The following is a 19,130-nucleotide window of genomic DNA, read 5'->3' as shown; positions in this document are numbered from 1 at the left end:
AACAAGGTGCGAACGCGAGCGACGGGAGGCTGTGTGTGTTCCCGCCGCGTTTCTGTCGCCCGTTGATTGGGGGCCTTCCGAGGATACCGTCTGTATGAGCAAAGCGAAGAAAGCCGAATTCAGTCCCAACGACTACGTGGTCTATCCGGCGCACGGGGTCGGGCAGATCGTGTCGATTGAGAGCCAGGAGATCGCCGGGATTCCCCTCGAGCTGTTCGTGATCTCCTTCGAGAAGGACAAGATGACCCTTCGCGTGCCGACGCACAAGGCGGAAGAAGTGGGCATGCGCTCGCTCTCGACGCCGGACGTCGTATCGAAGGCGATGACCACGCTCAAAGGCAAGGCCAAGGTCAAGAAGGCCATGTGGTCGCGCCGGGCACAGGAATACGAGCAGAAGATCAACTCGGGCGACTTGATCGCCATCGCCGAGGTGGTGCGCGACCTGCACCGCACCGACGACCAGCGTGAGCAGAGCTATTCCGAGCGTCAGCTCTACGAAGCCGCGCTCGAGCGTCTGACCCGCGAAGTCGCCGCCGTTTCGGGCGCCGACGAGGTCGCGGCGCAGAAGCAGGTGGACGAGGTTCTGCTGGGCCGCGCCGCCTGAAACGACCTGACCTGACGTATCAGGCCGCCGCCCGCCGGGCCGGCGGCCTTTTCTTTTTCGGGGGCACGTCGCTCAGGCCAGCACGGCCGCCAGCGCCGCCAGCGCCGCGATCTCGCCGACCTGTTGCGTCGCGCCCAGGATGTCGCCCGTCTGCCCGCCGATCTTGGCTCGCGCGATCCGCGCGCAGCCGAATGCGGCCAGCGTGACGGCCACGGCGGGCCAGAGCAGCGCCAGTCCGGTGCCCAGGAAGCCCAGCCCGAAGGCCACGAACAGCGCCAGCCGCTCGACATGCGCCGAGGGCCGCCCCGTCGCCGCCGACAGCCCCTCGCCACGCGCATTGGGCAGGCGCGCCGCCAGCGCCACCATCGGCGCGCGCGACAGCGCCCCAGCCGCCAGCAGCGGCCACAGCACGTGCCCAGCGGCGAACAGCGCCGTCAGAGCGCTCCACCGCAGGCCCAGCGACAGGACCAGCGCCAGCACGCCATAGCTGCCGATGCGGCTGTCGCGCATGATCTCGAGCCGCCGGTCGCGCGTCCACCCGCCCCAGAGCCCGTCCGCCGCATCCGCCAGCCCATCCTCGTGCAGCCCGCCCGTGACCACCACCGCGGTGGCCAGAGCCAGCCCGGCGGCCACGGCGGGTGGCAGGCCCACGAACGCCGAGGCGAGGCCCACCAGCCCCGCCAGCGCCCCCACCACCGCGCCCGCCAGCGGCCAGGCCCATGCGGCCTCGGCCCCTCGGGTGCCGGATGCGCGTACCGGCAGGCGGGTCAGCAGCGCCAGCGCCTCGGCGAGGTCGGTCAGCGGGCGGATGTCGCGGGTGGGCATCGGGTTACCTTCGGCAGCACTTTCGCGTGACGCAGCAAGCGGTAAACAGGTGCGATACGACACGCAACGAGGACGCCCATGCCAGACGCCCGCTTCGCCACGCTCGACGACATCCGCGCCGCGCTCACCGGTTTGCCCAGCCCGGACGCGCAGGCGCTTTCAGGCGCGCAGGCGCGCAACGGGCAGCTGACCAAGCCGCCGGGCGCTCTGGGGCGGCTCGAGGACCTGGCGCAGTGGTACGCTTCCTGGCGCGGTGATCTTCGCCCGCGCATCGAACGGCCGCAGGTGGCGGTGTTCGCGGGCAATCACGGCGTGGCCTCGCTGGGCGTCTCGGCCTTCCCGCCCGAGGTGACGGCGCAGATGGTGGCGAACTTCGAGGCGGGCGGCGCCGCGATCAACCAGCTTGCCCGCACCTTCGGCGCGACGATGACCGTGACGCCGCTCGAGCTCGACCGCCCCACCGCCGACTTCACGCAAGGTCCGGCGATGAGCGAGGACGAGCTCTGCGCCGCATTCTCCGTCGGTTGGGACGCGGTCGATCCGGCGGCCGACGTGCTGGTGCCGGGCGAGATGGGCATCGCCAACACGACCGCCGCCTCGGCCGTGGCGGCGGCGCTTTACGGCGGCGTCGGGTGGGTCGGTGCGGGCACGGGCGTGACCGGCGCCGCGCTGGGGCGCAAGGCCGAGGTCGTGGCCGCCGGGCTGGAGCGTCACCGCGATGCCCTGGGCGACCCGCTCGAGGTGCTTCGCCGTCTGGGCGGGCGCGAGCTGGCCGCGATGGCGGGCGCGGTCCTGCGGGCGCGCCACTTGCGGGTGCCGGTGCTGCTCGACGGGTTCATCTGCACCGCTGCCGCCTCGGTGCTCGAGAGGGCCGCGCCGGGGGCGCTGGATCACTGCGCCGCCGGTCATGTCTCGGCCGAGGCGGCGCATGCGGCGCTGCTCGAGCGGCTGAACAAGCGCCCGCTCCTGTCGCTCGGCCTGCGCCTGGGGGAGGGCACCGGCGGCGCCCTGGCGCTCGGCGTGCTGCGCGGCGCAGTGGAGTGCCACTCGGGTATGGCGACCTTCGCGGAGGCGGGGGTGACGGACGGGTGAGTTCCCGTTGGTTGCAGGTGCAACAGTTACAGATGCAACGGACCGGGGGCGTGGCGGCTAGCGCGACGCCTTCTCGGCGATTCCCGACGTGCCCTCGCGGCGCTCCAACTCGGCCAGCACGTCCGACAGCGGCACGTCGCGGGCGGCGAGCATGACGAGGAGGTGGTAGAGCACGTCGGCGGCCTCGGAGGTGAGACGCGCGCGGTCGCCCTTCACCGCCTCGATGATGGCCTCCACGGCTTCCTCGCCGAACTTCTCGGCGGCCTTCTCGGGACCCTTGGCCAGCAGCTTGGCGGTCCAGGAGCTGTCGGGATCCGCGCCCTTGCGGGACTCGACGGTGGCGGCGAGACGGTCGAGCACGCTCATGTCAGCCTCACGGGGATGCCGGCGGCGGCCATGTGGGCCTTGGCCTCGCCGATGGTGAATTCGCCGAAGTGGAAGATCGAGGCGGCGAGCACCGCGCTCGCGCCCCCTTCGGTCACGCCCTCGACCAGGTGATCGAGCGTGCCGACGCCGCCCGAGGCGATGACCGGCACCGACACCGCGTCCGAGATGGCGCGGGTGAGCGGCAGGTTGAAGCCCGAGCGCGTGCCGTCGCGGTCCATCGAGGTGAGCAGGATTTCCCCGGCGCCCTTGGCCTCGACCGTGCGGGCGAACTCGACCGCGTCGATGCCGGTGGGCTTGCGGCCGCCGTGGGTGAAGATCTCCCACTTGCCGGGCGCGACGGTCTTGGCGTCGATGGCCACCACGATGCACTGCGAGCCGAAGCGCTCGGCCGCGCGGGCGACCACGTCGGGATCGGCCACGGCGGCGGAGTTGAAGCTGACCTTGTCGGCCCCGGCCAGAAGCAGGTTGCGCACGTCGTCCACCGTGCGCACGCCGCCGCCGATGGTCAGCGGCATGAAGCAGGCCTCGGCCGTGCGGGTGGCAAGGTCGTACATCGTGCCGCGGTTTTCGTGCGTGGCGTGGATGTCGAGGAAGCAGAGCTCGTCGGCCCCGGCAGCGTCATAGGCGCGCGCGGCGTCCACCGGATCGCCCGCGTCGCGCAGGTCGACGAAGTTGACGCCCTTGACCACGCGGCCGTCGGCCACGTCGAGGCAGGGGATGATGCGGGTCTTCAGCATGTGTACCGTCCTAGGCCGTTCGGGGCACGGGGGCCAGAGCCCTAGTCCTTCAGTTCCGCCAGCGCCGCGCGCAGGTCGAGCGCGCCGTCATAGAGCGCGCGGCCCGAGATCGCGCCTGAGATCGCGCCGGTGGCCTTGAGCGCCTTGAGGTCCTCGAGCGACGAGACGCCGCCCGAGGCGATCACGGGGATGCGCACGGCGCGGGCCAGCGCCTCGGTCGCGGGGATGTTGGGGCCGCCCATCGCGCCGTCGCGGTCGATGTCGGTGTAGATGATGGCGGCCACGCCCGCGTCCTCGAAGCTGCGGGCGAGGTCGGTGGCTTCGACCTCGGTGGTGTCGGCCCAGCCGCGGGTCGCGACCTTTCCGGCGCGGGCGTCGATGCCCACGGCGACCTTGCCGGGGAAGGCGCGGGCGGCCTCTCGCACCAGGTCCGGGTTCTCGACGGCGACGGTGCCCAGGATCACGCGGGCGAGGCCCTTGTCGAGCCAGGTCTCGATGGTCGCCATGTCGCGGATGCCGCCGCCGAGCTGGGCGGGAACGGTGACGTTCGCCAGGATCGACCCGACGGCGTCGGCGTTCACGGGGCGGCCGGCGAAGGCGCCGTTGAGGTCGACGAGGTGCAGCCATTCGCAGCCCGCGTCCTGGAAGGCGCGGGCCTGTGCGGCGGGGTCGTCGTTGAAGACCGTGGCGGCCTCCATTTCGCCGCGCAGCAGGCGGACGCACTGGCCGTCCTTAAGGTCGATAGCGGGATAGAGGATCATGGCACGGCCTTTCCTGCGAAGCGGTCGCGCGCGTTCTGCCCGCAAAGGCGGGGGACCTCAAGCCCGCCGCGGAACCCAACGTCACGCTTGCCCGGTGCGGCGGCTGCCCCGCAGGATCGGCGCGTCAAGGGAGGACAGGCATGAAGAAGTACCTTGCGGCGGCCTGCGCCGCCATCGCATTGGCCGGACCGGCCGCCGCCGACCCGGCCGAGGGGATGTGGCAGACCGAGCCGGACGACGGCGCCTATGCCCATGTGAAGATGGTGCCCTGCGGCGAGGGGCAGGTCTGCGGCGTGATCGCGCGGACCTTCAACGCGAGCGGCGAGTACCAGTCGCCGAACCTGGGCAAGACGCTGGTGATCGGGATGACGCCGGAGGGGAACGGCCACTACAAGGGGCGCGTCTGGCGGCCGTCGAACGGCAAGATCTATCACGGCAAGATGGACCTGAGCGGCGACCGGCTGGAGCTGCGCGGGTGTATCGCGGGCGGGCTGCTGTGTTCGTCGCAGGACTGGGTGCGACTCCAGTGACGCTGGCGGGAAGGCTCTTCTCAAGAGCCTTCCCAGAAACCTTCTGAAGGATTTTGGCCCCGTGTCAGGGCGTCCAGTGCAGGAAGTTGGCGATCAGGCGCAGGCCTGCGCTCTGGCTTTTTTCCGGGTGGAACTGGGTGCCGACGCGGTTGGCGTTGCCGACGATGGCGGTGACGTCGCCGCCGTAGTCGCAGTGGGCCAGCAGGTCGTCGGGATGCGTCACGCGCATCTGGTAGGAGTGCACGAAATAGGCGTGATCGCCCGTCGCGATCCCGTCGAGGACCGGGTGCGCCTGGTCGATCACCAGGTCGTTCCAGCCCATGTGCGGGACCTTGAGCTTCGGGTCCGAGGGCGTGATGCGCACGACCTCGCCCGCGATCCAGTCGAGGCCCTGCACGTCCTCGTATTCGCGGCCCATCGTCGCCATGAGCTGCATGCCCACGCAGATGCCGAGGAACGGGCGGCCCTTGACCTCGACCGCCTCGAGCAGCGCCTCGTGCAGGGCGGCGCGGTCGTTCATCAGCGCGGCGCGGCAGGCTGGGAAGGCGCCGTCGCCGGGCAGCACCACGCGGTCGGCGCGCAGAACGTCCTCGGGCTTCGCCGAGACCAGCACCTCGCCGCCGCCGGTTTCGCGCGCCATGCGCTGGAACGCCTTATCGGCCGAGTGCAGGTTGCCGGATTCGTAGTCGATCAGAACCGTCAGCATCGGCTCACAGCGCTCCCTTGGTCGAGGGCAAAGCGCCTTCGGCGCGCGGGTCGGGCTCGACCGCCATGCGCAGGGCTCGGGCGACGGCCTTGAATGCCGCCTCGGCGATGTGGTGGGCGTTCACGCCGCGGATCAGGTCCACGTGCAGGGTGATCCCGCCGTGGGTGGACAGCGCCTGGAAGAACTCGCGCACGAGCTCGGTGTCGAAGGTGCCGATCTTCGGCGACGTCATCGCCACGTCCCAGCCCAGCCAGGGCCGCCCCGAAAGGTCGAGCGCGGCGCGCACGAGCGTGTCGTCCATGGGCAGGTGGCATTCGCCGTAGCGCCGGATGCCGCGCTTGTCGCCCACCGCGTCGCGCAGGGCCTGGCCGAGCGCGATGCCGGTATCCTCGACCGTGTGGTGGTCGTCGATTTGCAAATCGCCCTTCGCCCGGACGGTCATGTCGATCATCGCGTGGCGCGACAGCTGGTCGAGCATGTGGTCGAAGAAGCCCACGCCGGTCGCGTTGTCGTAGGCGCCGGTGCCGTCGAGATTGACCTCGACCGAGATGTCGGTCTCGGCGGTGGTGCGGGTGATGGAGGCGGTGCGCATGTCGGTCCCCGGATCGTTCGCCGCCCGTATAGGCGGGGGAATGGCGCAAGGGAAGGGCGCCGCCGCGCGGGCCTTGCGCCGCGTCGGGCAAACGTGCCCTACTTGACGCAGGGGTCTTGCGGAACACGTGACGGCGTGAGGGAGGCCGCAGCCCCGTGCAACGCCGCAGTTGCATGGCAGCGTTGCATAAAAAGCAGGCCGGCCGGGTTCACGCTTCCGTTAGGGAGCCGAGAGGATGGACCGGCCCGGCCGGGGCAAACAGTGGAGGAGACAGGACAATGGCACGTGTAGCATTGGTCACCGGCGGCACCCGCGGCATCGGCGCCGCGATCTCGGTGGCGCTTAAAGAGGCGGGATACTCGGTGGCGGCGAACTACGCCGGCAACGACGAGGCCGCCGCGGCGTTCACCGAAGAGACCGGGATCAAGGCGTACAAGTGGTCGGTGGCCGACTACGACGCCTGCAAGGAGGGCGCGGCGCAGGTCGAGGCCGACCTCGGCCCGGTCGAGGTTCTGGTGAACAACGCCGGGATCACGCGCGACGCCATGTTCCACCGCATGACGCCCGAGCAGTGGCGCGAAGTCATCGACACCAACCTCAACGGCGTCTTCAACATGACCCATCCGGTCTGGCCGGGGATGCGCGAGCGCAAGTTCGGGCGGGTCATCACCATCTCGTCGATCAACGGTCAGAAGGGCCAGGCGGGGCAGGCGAACTATTCCGCCGCCAAGTCCGGCGACCTGGGCTTCACCAAGGCGCTGGCGCAGGAAGGCGCGCGCGCCGGGATCACGGTCAACGCCATCTGCCCCGGCTACATCGCCACCGAGATGGTCAAGAAGATCGACGAGAAGGTCCTGAACGAGAAGATCATCCCGCAGATCCCGGTGGGCCGTCTGGGCGAGCCGGAAGAGATCGCGCGCTGCGTCGTCTTCCTTGCCTCGGACGACGCGGGCTTCATCTCGGGCAGCACGCTCAGCGCGAACGGCGCACAGTTCTTCGTCTGAAGGAGTCGACATGAAAGACGGCACCCCCGACATCGACCCGATCGAGTCGCAGGAATGGCAGGAGGCGGTCGAGGACGTGATCGCCCGCGACGGGCCGGACCGGGCGCATTACCTGCTGGACAAGGCCGTCCAGCAGGCGCGCGCGGCGGGCGCGACGCTGCCGTTCTCGGCCACCACGCCCTACCAGAACACGATCCCCTCGGACGACCTGCTGGAGATCCCGGGGGACGTGGAGATGGAAGGGCGGATCCGGGCGATCAACCGCTGGAACGCGATGGCCACCGTCGTGCGCCGCAACAAGGAAAGCAGCGAATACGGCGGGCACATCGCGTCGTTCGCGTCCTCGGCGGCGATGTACGACACCGGGCTCAACCACTTCTGGCGCGCGAAGTCCGCGATCCACGGGGGTGACCTCGTCTTCTTCCAGGGCCACGTGGTGCCCGGCATCTATGCCCGGTCCTTCATGGAGGGCCGGATCAGCGAAGAGCAGCTCGAGAACTTCCGCTCCGAGGTCGGGGGCGGCGGGTTGTCGTCCTATCCGCACCCGTGGCTGATGCCGGATTACTGGCAGTTCCCGACGGTCAGCATGGGGCTTGGCCCGATCATGGCCGTGTACCAGGCGCGATTCATGAAATACATGGAGAACCGCGGCCTGATCGAGAAGTCGGACCGCAAGGTCTGGTGCTTCCTCGGCGACGGCGAGATGGACGAGCCCGAGAGCCTGGGCGCCATCAGCCTCGCCGCGCGCGAGAAGCTCGACAACCTGATCTTCGTGATCAACTGCAACCTCCAGCGGCTCGACGGGCCGGTGCGCGGCAACGGCAAGATCGTGCAGGAGCTCGAAGGCGCGTTCCGCGGCTCGGGCTGGGAGGTGATCAAGCTGCTCTGGGGCCGCGGCTGGGACGAACTGCTCGAGAAAGACACCTCGGGCCGCCTGCGCCAGCTGATGGACGAGACGGTGGACGGCGACTACCAGACGTTCAAGTCCAAGGACGGCGCCTATATCCGCGAGCATTTCTTCGGCAAGTATCCCGAGACGGCCGCTCTGGTCGAAGACATGTCCGACGACGAGATCTGGAACCTGCGCCGCGGGGGCCACGACAGCCAGAAGGTCTATACCGCCTTCAAGCGCGCGACCGAAGTGACGGGCCAGCCGACCTGCCTGCTGGTCAAGACGGTCAAGGGCTATGGGATGGGCACGGCCGGCGAGGGCCAGAACACCACCCACCAGCAGAAGAAGATGGCCGAGGATCAGCTGCGCGCCATGCGCGACAGGTTCAAGATTCCGGTGTCGGACGAAGACCTGCCCAAGGCGCCCTTCGTGGCGCTGAACAACGCCCAGAAGGCCTATCTGGCCGACAAGCGCAAGGCTCTGGGCGGGCCGTTCCCCAAGCGCTTCACCGATGCGCCCTCGCTCGAGGTGCCGGAGCTCGACAAGTTCGACCAGCAGCTCAAGGGCACGGGCGAGCGCGAGATCTCGACCACGATGGCCTTCGTCCGCATCCTCACCGCGCTGTTGCGCGACAAGAAGATCGGCGACCGCGTCGTGCCCATCGTGCCCGACGAAAGCCGCACCTTCGGGATGGAGGGGCTGTTCCGTTCGGTCGGCATCTACAACCCGCTGGGCCAGACCTATACCCCCGCCGACGCCGACCAGATGCTGTTCTACAAGGAAAGCAAGGACGGCCAGGTGCTGCAGGAGGGCATCAACGAGGCCGGCGCGATGGCCGACTGGATTGCGGCGGCGACGTCGTATTCCAACCACGGCGTGCCGATGATCCCGTTCTACATCTACTACTCTATGTTCGGCTTCCAGCGGATCGGTGACTTGGCCTGGGCCGCGGGCGACAGCCGGGCGCGCGGCTTCCTGCTGGGTGGCACCGCCGGGCGCACCACGCTGAACGGCGAGGGGCTGCAGCACGAAGACGGGCACAGCCACATCCTGGCATCGACCGTGCCGAACTGCATCAGCTACGACCCGACCTTCCAGTACGAGGTCGCGGTGATCGTGCAGCACGGGCTCAAGCGGATGTTCCAGGATCAGGAGGACGTCTATTTCTATCTGACCCTGATGAACGAGAACTACGCCCACCCCGACATGCCGATGGGCGCGGAAGAGGGGATCATCCGGGGGCTGCACCGCTTCCAGAAGACCCAGAAGCCGGGCAAGAAGCACGTGAACCTGATGGGCTCGGGCACGATCCTGATGCAGGCGGTCAAGGCCGCCGACATGCTGAAGGAGGATTTCGGCGTCACCTCGGACCTTTGGTCGGCCACCAGCTTCAACGAACTGGCCCGCGACGGGCAGGACTGCGCCCGCTGGAACCGGCTGAACCCGCTCTCGGAGCCAAAGGTGCCGTATATCACCGAGGCGCTGAAGGGTGCGAAGGGGCCGATCGTCGTCGCGACCGACTACATGAAGAACTTCGCCGAACAGGTGCGCGGATTCGTCGAGCAGCCGATGACGGTGCTGGGCACCGACGGCTTCGGCCGCTCGGACAGCCGCGAAAACCTGCGCCGGTTCTTCGAGGTCGACGCCAACCACATCGCCGCCGCGGCAATGGTGGAGCTTTATCGCCAGGGCGCGGTGAGCAAGGGCGACGTCGAGAAGGCGCTGAAGAAGTACAACATAGACGGCGAAAAGCCGAACCCGCGGCTGGTGTGACGCGCGGAACGAGAGGGAAGAGAGTATGGCAACCGAAGTGAAAGTGCCGGACATCGGCGACTTCACCGATGTCCCGGTGATCAACATTCTCGTCGGCGTGGGCGACAGCGTTAAGGAAGAGGACCCGCTGATCGAGTTGGAGTCCGACAAGGCGACGATGGAGGTGCCGTCCTCCGCCTCGGGCACGGTCAAGGAGATCAAGGTTTCGGAGGGCGACAAGGTCTCGCAAGGGTCCCTGATCCTGATCATCGAGGAAGGCGACGTCGCGGGCAGCGACGCCGACGCGCCCGAGAAGAAGGACAAGGAGCACACCCGCTCCGAGCCCGCGAAGGAGGAACCGGCGAAGCAGGAGGCGCCAAAGCAGCCGACGCAGCCTGCGCCGAACGCGCCCGCGCCCACGGTGACCGACGCGGGCTTCGGCCGCGTGCATGCCTCGCCGTCCGTGCGCGCCTTCGCCCGGACCCTGGGCGTGGACCTGGCGCAGGTAAACGGCTCGGGCCGCAAGGGCCGCATCCTGCGCGAGGACGTGACCAAGTTCTACAAGTCGCAATCCGCGCCCGCCGCGGCCGGTGGCGGCGCGCAGGGCGGCATGGGCATCCCGCCCGTCCCGGCGGTCGACTTCTCGAAGTTCGGCCCCGTCGAGGACGTGGAGATGAGCCGGATCAAGAAGATCTCGGGCCCCGCTCTGCACCGTTCGTGGCTGAACGTGCCGCACGTCACCCACAACGAAGAGGCGGACATCACCGAGCTCGACAAGTACCGCAAGGAGCTCGACACCGCGGCGAAGGAGGAAGGCTACCGCGTCACGCTTCTGTCCTTCATCATCAAGGCGTCCGTCAGCGCCCTGAAGAAGCACTGGGAGGTCAACTCCTCGATCCACCCCGACGGCGACAAGCTGATCAGGAAAGGCTACTACCACATCGGCTTCGCCGCCGACACGCCCCAGGGCCTCGTGGTGCCGGTGATCAAGGATGCCGACCGCAAGGGGATCGTCGAGATCTCGAAAGAGCTGGGCGATCTGTCCTCGGCCGCGCGCGAGGGCAAGCTGAAAAGCCAGGACATGCAGGGCGCGTCCTTCACCATCTCGTCGCTCGGCGGGATCGGCGGGACCAGCTTCACGCCCATCGTCAACGCACCCGAGGTGGCGATCCTGGGCCTCACGCGGTCGAAGATGGCGCCGGTCTGGGATGGAGAGCAGTTCGTGCCGCGCAACATGCTGCCGATGTCGCTGTCCTATGACCACCGGGCCATCGACGGGGCGCTCGCCGCACGGTTCTGCGCGACCCTGAAACACCTGCTCGGCGACGTGCGCCGGCTGATGCTGTAAGGGGGGCGACATGGACGTAAAGGTTCCCGACATCGGTGACTTCACCGACGTGCCCGTGGTCAGCATCCTGGTCTCGCCGGGCGACACCATCGCCAAAGAAGACCCGCTGATCGAGCTGGAATCCGACAAGGCGACGATGGAGGTCCCGAGCCCCGCCGCCGGAACGGTGAAGGAGATCAAGGTTGCGGAGGGCGACAAGGTCTCCGAAGGATCGCTGATCCTGATCCTCGAAGAGGAAGGCGCGGGCGACGCGCCGAAGGAGGAGAAGCCGAAGCAGGCGGACAGCGCGCAGCCGGGCGGCGGCTCGCACGCTGCGGCGCAGGCGGGATACGGCGACCGCGACGGGCGGGCGCAAGACGCGCCGAAGGCGGTGCAGCCGACCGGCGGCGCCAGCGGCAAGGGTGACGTGCATGGCGAGGTCGTCGTGCTGGGCTCCGGCCCCGGCGGCTATTCCGCCGCGTTCCGGGCCGCCGACCTGGGCAAGAAGGTCGTGCTGATCGAGCGTTATTCCACCCTCGGCGGCGTCTGCCTGAACGTCGGCTGCATTCCGTCCAAGGCGCTGCTCCACGTGGCGAAGGTCATCACCGACGCCGACGAGATGGGCAGTCACGGCGTAAGCTTTGGCAAGCCCAAGATCGACATCGACGAGGTGCGCGCCTGGAAGGATTCGGTCGTCAAGCAGCTGACCGGCGGGCTGAACGGGCTGGCCAAGCAGCGCAAGGTCGAGGTGGTGAACGGCTACGGCAAGTTCACCGGCCCCAACATGATCGAGGTCGAGGCGGAGGAAGGCGCGAAAACCGTCAGTTTCGACCAGTGCATCATCGCCGCCGGGTCCGAGCCGGTCGAACTGCCCTTCATCCCGCATGACGACGAGCGGGTGATCGACTCCACCGGCGCGCTCGAACTCAAGGACATCCCCAAGAAGATGCTGATCCTCGGCGGCGGCATCATCGGACTCGAGATGGCCTGCGTCTATGATGCGCTCGGCTCGCAGATCACCGTGGTCGAGCTGATGGACCAGCTCATGCCCGGCGCGGACAAGGACGTGGTCAAGCCGCTCGCCGCCCGTGTGGGCAAGCGCTATGACAACATCCTGCTCAAGACCAAGGTCACGAATGTCGAGGCGCAGAAGAAGGGGCTGAAGGTCACCTTCGAGGACGAGAAGGGCGAGACTTCGACCGACACGTTCGACAAAGTGCTCGTCTCGGTCGGCCGCCGCCCGAACGGCAAGCTGATCGATGCCGAGAAGGCGGGCGTCGCGGTGGACGAACGCGGCTTCATCGCCGTGGACCACCAGCAGCGCACGGGGCTGAGCCACATCTTCGCCATCGGCGACGTGGTGGGCCAGCCGATGCTCGCCCACAAGGCCGTGCACGAGGGCAAGGTCGCGGCGGAAGTCGCCGCCGGCAACGCCCGCGCCTTCGACGCCCGCGTGATCCCCTCGGTCGCCTATACCGACCCCGAGGTCGCCTGGTGCGGCCTTACCGAGACCGAAGCGAAGGCGCAGGGCGTCAAGTACGCCAAGGGCGTGTTCCCCTGGGCGGCCTCGGGCCGGGCGCTGTCGAACGGGCGGTCGGAGGGGATGACCAAGCTTCTCTTCGATCCCGAGGACGACCGCGTGATCGGCGGCGCCATCGTCGGCACCAACGCCGGCGACCTGATCTCCGAGGTCGCGCTTGCGATCGAGATGGGATCGGACGCCGTCGACCTCGGTCACACCATCCACCCGCACCCGACGCTGTCCGAAACGGTTAATTTCGCGGCCGAGATGTTCGAGGGTACAATCACCGACCTGATGCCGCCGAAGAAACGCCACTGAAGGAGACCGGTCATGTCCACCAAGAATCCCTGGGACATCAACGAGATGATGAAGGCGTTCGACCCCGAGCAGATCGCCCGGATGTGGAACCCTCAGATGATGTTCAACATGTTCCAGCCGCCCAAGGGCGACATGTTCGACATGGAATCGATCATCAAGTCGAACCAGCGCAACTTCGACGCGATGGTCGAGGCCAACAAGGCCGCCGCCGAAGCCTACAAGGACCTGCTGGACAAGCAGATGGAGATCTTTGGGAAGCTCACCCTCGCCGCGCGCCAGCAATACGAATGGGCCGAGGATACCGCCGGCCCAGAGCAGATGACCGCCAAGACCAAGGCGATGAGCGAGGCAGTCGAGGAAGCGCTGCGCCTGATGCGCAAGCTCGCCGAGGCCACGCGCGAGGCGAACGAAGACGCCTTCAACACCGTGCGCGATCAGGTGAACGAGGCCGTCGACAAGATGCAGAAGCAGCAGCCGCCCAAGAAGGGCTGAGGCTGCGGGCCGGGGCGGCGCTATCCGCCCCGGTACACCGTGGTGTACCCGCAAGCTGCGGATTTCCCTGAACTTTCCTGTTCCCGCGACGGGCCTGTGCCGCTAGTCTGCGCTGCAACGCAGCAGCCCCGGACAGCCCTCTGATGAGCCCCGTCGCCGATCACCCCCTGCGCTACACGCTTGCCAACGAGCTGCATGCGCGGCCCTTCCCGTCGCTCGACGCGCCGTGTTTCGCCGCTTACCTCGCCATCAAGCAGCCGCACGATGCCGCCAACCGTGACCGCGAGGCCGACCGCGCGCACCTGATCGCTTTGCTCGACCGCTTCGGCGCGCAGCACCCGCAGCCCGGCGCGACGCACTATTTCGGGCGGCTGGGCAAGTACGAGCTCAAGTGGGAGCAGCACACCGAGTTCGTCACCTACACCATCTTCGGAAACGGCGTGGCCGACCGGCCCTTCGACCCCGCGATGTTCGAGGTCTTTCCCGACGGATGGCTGAGCGACGCGCCCGGCGCGCGCATCACCTCGGCCCTGATCCGGGTCGAGGTCGTGTCCGAGATCGAGGCGATGAAGCGCAAGATCGACGACTGGTTCGTGCCCGAAAGCCTGGCCGTCAGCCGCGTACTCGACGACAGCGCGATCATCGCGGGCGATTTCCGCATCGACGCGGCCGGGCACTTGCGCATGGCCGTCTTCGTCCAGCCCGACTGCGGATCGCGCCGGATCGGGCGGGTGGTGCAACGCCTGTGCGAGATCGAGACCTACAAGGCGATGTCGATGCTCGGCCTTTTCCGCGCGCGCGAACTGGGCCCGCGCATGGGCGACATCGACCGCGAATTGTCGTCGCTGATGTCCGAGATGACGGGCGACGTGCCGCGCCCGGACGCCACGCTCAAGGGTCTCCTGTCGGTCTCGGCGGAACTCGAGCGGCTGCTGGCCCGGACCTCGTTCCGCTTCGGCGCGACGGGCGCGTACGAGGCCATCGTAAACCAGCGCGTCGGCGTCCTGCGCGAGGAACGGTTCGAGGGCCGCCAGACCTTCGCCGAGTTCATGATGCGCCGCTTCGACCCGGCCATGCGCACCGTCAAGGCGACCGAGAAGCGTCTGCATGAGATGGACGAGAGGGCGATCCGCGCCGGAAACCTTCTGCGAACGCAGGTGGACGTCGAGCGGTCGGCGCAGAACCAGAAGCTGCTCGAAAGCATGGACAAGCGCGCCGACCTGCAGTTGCGCCTGCAACGAACGGTCGAGGGGCTGTCGGTCGTCGCAATCAGCTACTACGCCGTGAACCTCGCGGCCTATGCCGCGTACCCGGTGATGGCGCCGCTGGGGGTCCCGAAGCCGCTGGGCACCGCGATCCTGACGCCGGTGGTCGTGCTGGCGGTCTGGCTCATGCTGCGGCGTATCCGGCGGGCGGTAGAGTAGGGCACGTCAGTGGATGCGCATCGCCTCGGCCTGCTGGTGCAGGCGCGCGGCCTTGTCGCTCAGTTTGTCCGCCGGAGCGTCCACCACGCGCGTCTGCCCGTCCAGAAGCCCGACCGCCCGGCACGCCACCAGAGCGCCCCAGGCCGCCAGCACGTTCGCCAGCGCCGCCGCCGCCACGATCCCGGTGAAGCCCATGGTCCACACCCCGACCCAGGCGAGCGGGACATAGACCAGCAGGATGCGCGACAGGCTCAGCCCCATCGACCATACCGCCCGGCTGCGGGCGTTCATCGCGGCGTTGCCGGTCACCAGCACGCCGTAGCCGAACAGCGACCAGCCCACGACGCGCAGGTATTCGGCCGTGTAGGCCGCGTCGTCTTCGCCCGAGGCGATGAGCCCGCCGATCTGGTCGGCCAGCATGAACAGCAACGCCCCCACGCCCAGCCCGTAGCCCAGGCACAGGCGGAAGGTGAAGCGCACCGCCCGGTGCACGCGGTCGTGTGCCTCGGCGCCCCAGTTCTGACCGACGACAGGCCCGATCCCCGCCGAGAGCGCCAGCATCGGCACGATGGCCAGGCTCTGCACCCGCGTTGCCGCGCCAAAGCCCGCCACTGCGGTCGCGCCCAGCGTGGCGACGGCGGCGGTGACGAAGGCCATGCCGGCGGGGTTGATCGCGTTCGAGAAGGCAGCCGGCAGCCCGACTTGCATGATCTCGCGCAGCGAACCCCAGACGTCGCGCAGGGGCGCTCCGCACAGCCGCAGGTGCCCGCGCCGCCGCGCCCAGAGCACCGCGCCCACAAGCGTCGCGATCCGCGCTATGGCCGTGGCCAGCGCCGCGCCGCCGGTGCCCATCTGCGGCACGATCCACAGCCCGAAGATCAGCAGCGGGTCGAGCGCGATGTTCAGCACCGCCGTCGCCACCAGGAAAGCGGCCGAGGTCGTCCCGTCGCCGTGGGCCCGGAAGATCGCGTTCACGATCATCGTGGCGACGAGGAACGGGAAGGACAGGCACCACCAGTTCATGTAGGCGGCGACCTCCGTCATCGCGTCCTCGCCCGCGCCGATCGCGCGGAAGAGCGGGCCAATAGACAGCCACAGCAGGACCGCGACGGCGATCCCCAGAAGTGCGCCGAAGCCGAAGGCGTGCAGCGCCTTGCGGTCCGTCGTCTCGTCCCCGTCGCCGCGCCCGATGCTCTGGCTCAGCGCGGCGTTGGCGCCGGCGGACAGGCCGATGGACAGCGACGTGACGGCGGTGGTGACGGGATAGATGTAGCCGACGGCGGCGAGCTCGGTCTCGCCCACGCGGCCCAGGAAGTAGGCGTCGGCGATACCGACCGAGAGCACGCCGAAGATGCCCAGCGACATCGGCGCCGACACCGCCAGCACGCCCCTCCGGACCGAGCCCGTGGTCAGATCGCGCGTGCCGTCGGCCATGTGCCTCCCTCTCTTCGCTGATCGTCGGGCAGATAGCGCAGGCGGCGCGATGTCAACGCGGGGCCCGGGCGGCCTTGACCTTGCCTCGGCCCCGGCACACCCTCGCGCCCATGCACCACGAGATCACCTTGACGAACCGCCCGAGCCCCCCACTCGCCCCCTGGTGCGGGAGCTGCGCATGAACGCGCCGTTCACCTCGCCCGCCGGTCCCGTCACGCTGGCCACGCCCGCCGAACACACGGCCGCGCCTCCCGCGCAGGCCGACCTGGTGGTCATCGGCGGCGGCGTCGCGGGCGTGATGACCGCCTGGTTCGCCGCCAAGGCGGGGCAAAGCGTCGCGCTGGTCGAGAAGGGGCGCATCGCGGGCGAGCAGTCGTCGCGCAACTGGGGCTGGATCCGGCAGCAGGGCCGCGACCCGGACGAGCTGCCGATGGTGATGGAGGCCAACCGCATCTGGCGCGCGCTCCAGTCCGAGACGAACGAGCCGCTGGGCCTGCAGGAGACGGGCACCGTCTATCTCATCAACAACGAGTCCGACTTCGCCCGCTACGAGGCGTGGATGGAGCATGCCCGCGCCCACGGGCTGCGCACCAGGATGCTGAGCCGCGCCGAGATGCGCGACATGCTGCCGGACGCGGCCGAGGACTGGAAGGGCGCGATGTGGACGCCCACCGACATGCGCGCCGAGGCGTGGCAGGCGGTTCCCGCGCTCGCCCGCGCCGCCGCCCGGCGGGACGTGGCTGTGTGCGAAGACTGCGCGGTGCGCCGGCTCGACATCGAGGCGGGGCAGGTGGCGGGCGTGGTGACCGAGAAGGGGCGCATCCGCGCGCCGCGCGTGGTGCTCGCCGGCGGGGCGTGGTCGTCGCTGTTCCTGCGCGCCCACGGCGTTCACATTCCGCAGCTCTCGGTCCGCTCGACGGTGGCCGCGACCGAGGCGCTGCCGCAGGTCTTCGCGGGCTGCGCCGCCGACGACAGTCTCGCCTTCCGCCGCAGGATGGACGGGGGCTACAACCTCGCGCCGTCGTCTTATCACGAGCTCTGGATCGGCCCCGACGCCTTCCGCGCGCTGCGCGCCTTCGTCCCGCAGCTCAAGGCCGAGCCCTTCGGCACCTCCTATCGCCTCTCCGCCCCGCGCGGCTGGCCCGATGCCTGGACCACCCCGCGCAAGTGGGAGGCCGACGAGGAAAGCCCGTTCGAGAGGATGCGCGTCCTCGACCCCACCCCCAACGCGAAGAAGGCGCGCGAGGTGGCCGACCGCTTCGCCCGGATCTTCCCGAAGTTGGGCGAGGTAAAGGTGAAGAAGGCCTGGGCCGGGATGATCGACACCATGCCCGACCTCGTGCCCGTCATCGACCGCGTCGAAAGCCTGCCGGGGCTCGTCGTCCTCACCGGCCTGTCCGGCCACGGCTTTGGCATCGGCCCCGGCGTCGGCCGGGTGGCCGCCGACCTTGCCATGGATCGCGACCCGGGGCACGACCTGAGCCGTTTCCGCCTGTCCCGCTTCTCCGATGGCTCCAAGCTCGAGCCCGGCCCGCATCTCTAGGAGACCCCGATGCCCGTGAAGAACCGCTTCGCCGACCTGCACGCCGAGATCACCGCCTGGCGGCGCGACCTGCACCAGCACCCCGAGATCCTGTTCGACACCCACCGCACCGCCGGCATCGTCGCCGAGAAGCTGCGCGACTTCGGCTGCGACGAGGTCGTGACGGGGCTGGGCCGCACCGGCGTCGTTGGTGTGATCCGGGGGCGGTCGGACAGCTCGGGCAAGGTCATCGGCCTGCGCGCGGATATGGACGCGCTTCCCATCGAAGAGGCGACGGGGCTGGACTATGCGTCGAAGACGCAGGGCGCGATGCACGCCTGCGGACATGACGGGCACACCGCGATGCTTCTGGGTGCGGCGAAGTACCTGGCCGAGACGCGCAACTTCGACGGCACGGCCGTGGTCATCTTCCAGCCCGCCGAGGAAGGCGGCGGCGGCGGGCGCGAGATGTGCGACGACGGGTTGATGGAGCGCTTCGGCATCCAGGAGGTCTATGGCATGCACAACTGGCCCGGTGTGCCTTTGGGCACCTTCGCCATCCGGCCGGGGCCGTTCTTCGCCGCCACCGACCTGTTCGAGATCGAGATCGAGGGCCGGGGCGGGCACGCCGCCAAGCCGCACGAGACGGTGGACCCTGTGGTGACGAGCGCGCACGTGATCACGGCGCTTCAGTCCATCGCCAGCCGCAACGCCGATCCGACCGAGCAGGTCGTGGTGTCGGTCACTGCGGTCGAGACGTCGAGCAAGGCGTTCAACGTGATCCCGCAGAAGGTCCGGCTGAAGGGCACCGTGCGGACGCTCGACGTGAAGGTGCAGGACATGGCCGAGAGCCGCCTGACCGCCATCGCCGAGGGCACGGCGGCGGCGATGGGAGCAGTTGCGCGAGTTCGTTACGAACGCAACTATCCGGTGATGAGCAACAGCGCGGCCGAAACCGACTTCGCCGCCGAGGTCGCGCGCGCCGTGGCAGGCGACTGCGCCGAGGCGCCGCTGGTGATGGGCGGCGAGGACTTCGCCTTCATGCTGAACGAACGGCCCGGGGCCTACATCTTGGTGGGCAACGGCGACACCGCATCGGTCCACCACCCGGAATACGACTTCAACGACGACGCCATCCCGGCAGGATGCTCGTGGTGGGCCGAAATCGTTGAGAGGCGGATGCCGGCGGCCTGAGTTTGCAAGTCTTCG

General features: G+C 68.9%; 18 protein-coding genes. 11 read left to right on the top strand and 7 right to left on the bottom strand.

Annotated elements, in window-relative coordinates; genetic code table 11:
- Positions 1–94 precede the first annotated feature (94 nt).
- The gene (locus BM162_RS13710) at positions 95–604 is read left to right on the top strand and encodes a CarD family transcriptional regulator (RefSeq protein ID WP_093422998.1); all 510 of its coding nucleotides are present in this window, start codon (positions 95–97) and stop codon (positions 602–604) included.
- Positions 605–676: 72 nt separating this feature from the next.
- Here BM162_RS13710 and cobS read toward each other — a convergent pair whose 3' ends face one another.
- Positions 677–1,429, bottom strand: a complete 753-nt coding sequence (cobS, locus tag BM162_RS13705) for an adenosylcobinamide-GDP ribazoletransferase (protein ID WP_093422995.1) — start codon at positions 1,427–1,429, stop codon at positions 677–679.
- 78 nt (positions 1,430–1,507) lie between these two features.
- Here cobS and cobT point away from each other — a divergent pair, with 78 nt between their 5' ends.
- Positions 1,508–2,521 (top strand): nicotinate-nucleotide--dimethylbenzimidazole phosphoribosyltransferase, encoded by a 1,014-nt coding sequence (cobT, locus tag BM162_RS13700; protein WP_093422993.1) that lies wholly within the window; start codon positions 1,508–1,510, stop codon positions 2,519–2,521.
- 57 nt (positions 2,522–2,578) lie between these two features.
- Here cobT and BM162_RS13695 read toward each other — a convergent pair whose 3' ends face one another.
- The 3 genes from BM162_RS13695 to hisA are packed head-to-tail and all read right to left on the bottom strand — an operon-like array spanning position 2,579 to position 4,406.
- Positions 2,579–2,887 (bottom strand): phosphoribosyl-ATP diphosphatase, encoded by a 309-nt coding sequence (locus BM162_RS13695; RefSeq protein ID WP_093422990.1) that lies wholly within the window; start codon positions 2,885–2,887, stop codon positions 2,579–2,581.
- Positions 2,884–3,645 (bottom strand): imidazole glycerol phosphate synthase subunit HisF, encoded by a 762-nt coding sequence (hisF, locus tag BM162_RS13690; protein WP_093422987.1) that lies wholly within the window; start codon positions 3,643–3,645, stop codon positions 2,884–2,886. The genes BM162_RS13695 and hisF overlap by 4 nt, the downstream gene beginning before the upstream one ends.
- Before the next feature lie 41 nt (positions 3,646–3,686).
- Complete coding sequence (gene hisA, locus BM162_RS13685) at positions 3,687–4,406, bottom strand: 1-(5-phosphoribosyl)-5-[(5-phosphoribosylamino)methylideneamino]imidazole-4-carboxamide isomerase (protein ID WP_093422984.1); 720 nt, start codon at positions 4,404–4,406, stop codon at positions 3,687–3,689.
- A 140-nt stretch (positions 4,407–4,546) separates the two neighbouring features.
- On the opposite strand from hisA, the gene BM162_RS13680 reads away from it, so the two are divergent.
- Positions 4,547–4,936, top strand: a complete 390-nt coding sequence (locus BM162_RS13680; RefSeq protein WP_093422982.1) for a DUF2147 domain-containing protein — start codon at positions 4,547–4,549, stop codon at positions 4,934–4,936.
- A 64-nt stretch (positions 4,937–5,000) separates the two neighbouring features.
- On the opposite strand, the gene hisH is transcribed toward BM162_RS13680, so the two are convergent.
- Positions 5,001–5,642, bottom strand: a complete 642-nt coding sequence (gene hisH / locus BM162_RS13675; protein ID WP_093422979.1) for an imidazole glycerol phosphate synthase subunit HisH — start codon at positions 5,640–5,642, stop codon at positions 5,001–5,003.
- A 4-nt stretch (positions 5,643–5,646) separates the two neighbouring features.
- Positions 5,647–6,234 carry an imidazoleglycerol-phosphate dehydratase HisB gene (gene hisB, locus BM162_RS13670; RefSeq protein ID WP_093422976.1) on the bottom strand — a complete coding sequence of 196 codons (588 nt, stop codon included), beginning with the start codon at positions 6,232–6,234 and terminating at the stop codon, positions 5,647–5,649.
- Between the two features lie 278 nt (positions 6,235–6,512).
- Between hisB and phbB the strand changes: the two genes are divergently transcribed.
- The 6 genes from phbB to BM162_RS13640 all read left to right on the top strand — a co-directional run bounded on the left by phbB (position 6,513) and on the right by BM162_RS13640 (position 14,965).
- Positions 6,513–7,238: an acetoacetyl-CoA reductase gene (gene phbB, locus BM162_RS13665; protein WP_093422973.1), complete on the top strand. Its 726-nt coding sequence runs from the start codon at positions 6,513–6,515 to the stop codon at positions 7,236–7,238.
- 10 nt (positions 7,239–7,248) lie between these two features.
- Positions 7,249–9,903: a pyruvate dehydrogenase (acetyl-transferring), homodimeric type gene (gene aceE, locus BM162_RS13660; RefSeq protein ID WP_093422970.1), complete on the top strand. Its 2,655-nt coding sequence runs from the start codon at positions 7,249–7,251 to the stop codon at positions 9,901–9,903.
- Positions 9,904–9,928: 25 nt separating this feature from the next.
- Entirely contained in the window at positions 9,929–11,230 is a 1,302-nt protein-coding gene (aceF, locus tag BM162_RS13655; RefSeq protein ID WP_093422967.1) for a dihydrolipoyllysine-residue acetyltransferase, read from the top strand.
- Positions 11,231–11,240: 10 nt separating this feature from the next.
- Positions 11,241–13,049 (top strand): dihydrolipoyl dehydrogenase, encoded by a 1,809-nt coding sequence (gene lpdA / locus BM162_RS13650; protein WP_093422964.1) that lies wholly within the window; start codon positions 11,241–11,243, stop codon positions 13,047–13,049.
- A gap of 12 nt (positions 13,050–13,061) precedes the next feature.
- Entirely contained in the window at positions 13,062–13,541 is a 480-nt protein-coding gene (locus BM162_RS13645) for a phasin family protein (protein WP_093422962.1), read from the top strand.
- A 143-nt stretch (positions 13,542–13,684) separates the two neighbouring features.
- Positions 13,685–14,965, top strand: a complete 1,281-nt coding sequence (locus BM162_RS13640; RefSeq protein ID WP_093422959.1) for a DUF3422 family protein — start codon at positions 13,685–13,687, stop codon at positions 14,963–14,965.
- Between the two features lie 6 nt (positions 14,966–14,971).
- Here the strand turns inward: BM162_RS13640 and BM162_RS13635 are convergent, their stop codons facing one another.
- On the bottom strand, positions 14,972–16,399 hold the full coding sequence (locus tag BM162_RS13635; protein ID WP_093422956.1) for an MATE family efflux transporter: 1,428 nt from the start codon (positions 16,397–16,399) through the stop codon (positions 14,972–14,974).
- A 178-nt stretch (positions 16,400–16,577) separates the two neighbouring features.
- Between BM162_RS13635 and BM162_RS13630 the strand changes: the two genes are divergently transcribed.
- Positions 16,578–17,942, top strand: a complete 1,365-nt coding sequence (locus BM162_RS13630) for an NAD(P)/FAD-dependent oxidoreductase (RefSeq protein WP_093422953.1) — start codon at positions 16,578–16,580, stop codon at positions 17,940–17,942.
- Positions 17,943–17,951: 9 nt separating this feature from the next.
- Positions 17,952–19,115, top strand: coding sequence for a M20 aminoacylase family protein (locus BM162_RS13625; protein ID WP_093422950.1), 1,164 nt, complete (start codon positions 17,952–17,954; stop codon positions 19,113–19,115).
- Positions 19,116–19,130: the final 15 nt, after the last annotated feature.

The organism is Tranquillimonas alkanivorans (assembly GCF_900115595.1).
Taxonomy (GTDB): domain Bacteria; phylum Pseudomonadota; class Alphaproteobacteria; order Rhodobacterales; family Rhodobacteraceae; genus Tranquillimonas; species Tranquillimonas alkanivorans.
Note: the sequence above shows the minus strand (reverse complement) of the source record. Positions and strands in the feature narration are given on the sequence as shown.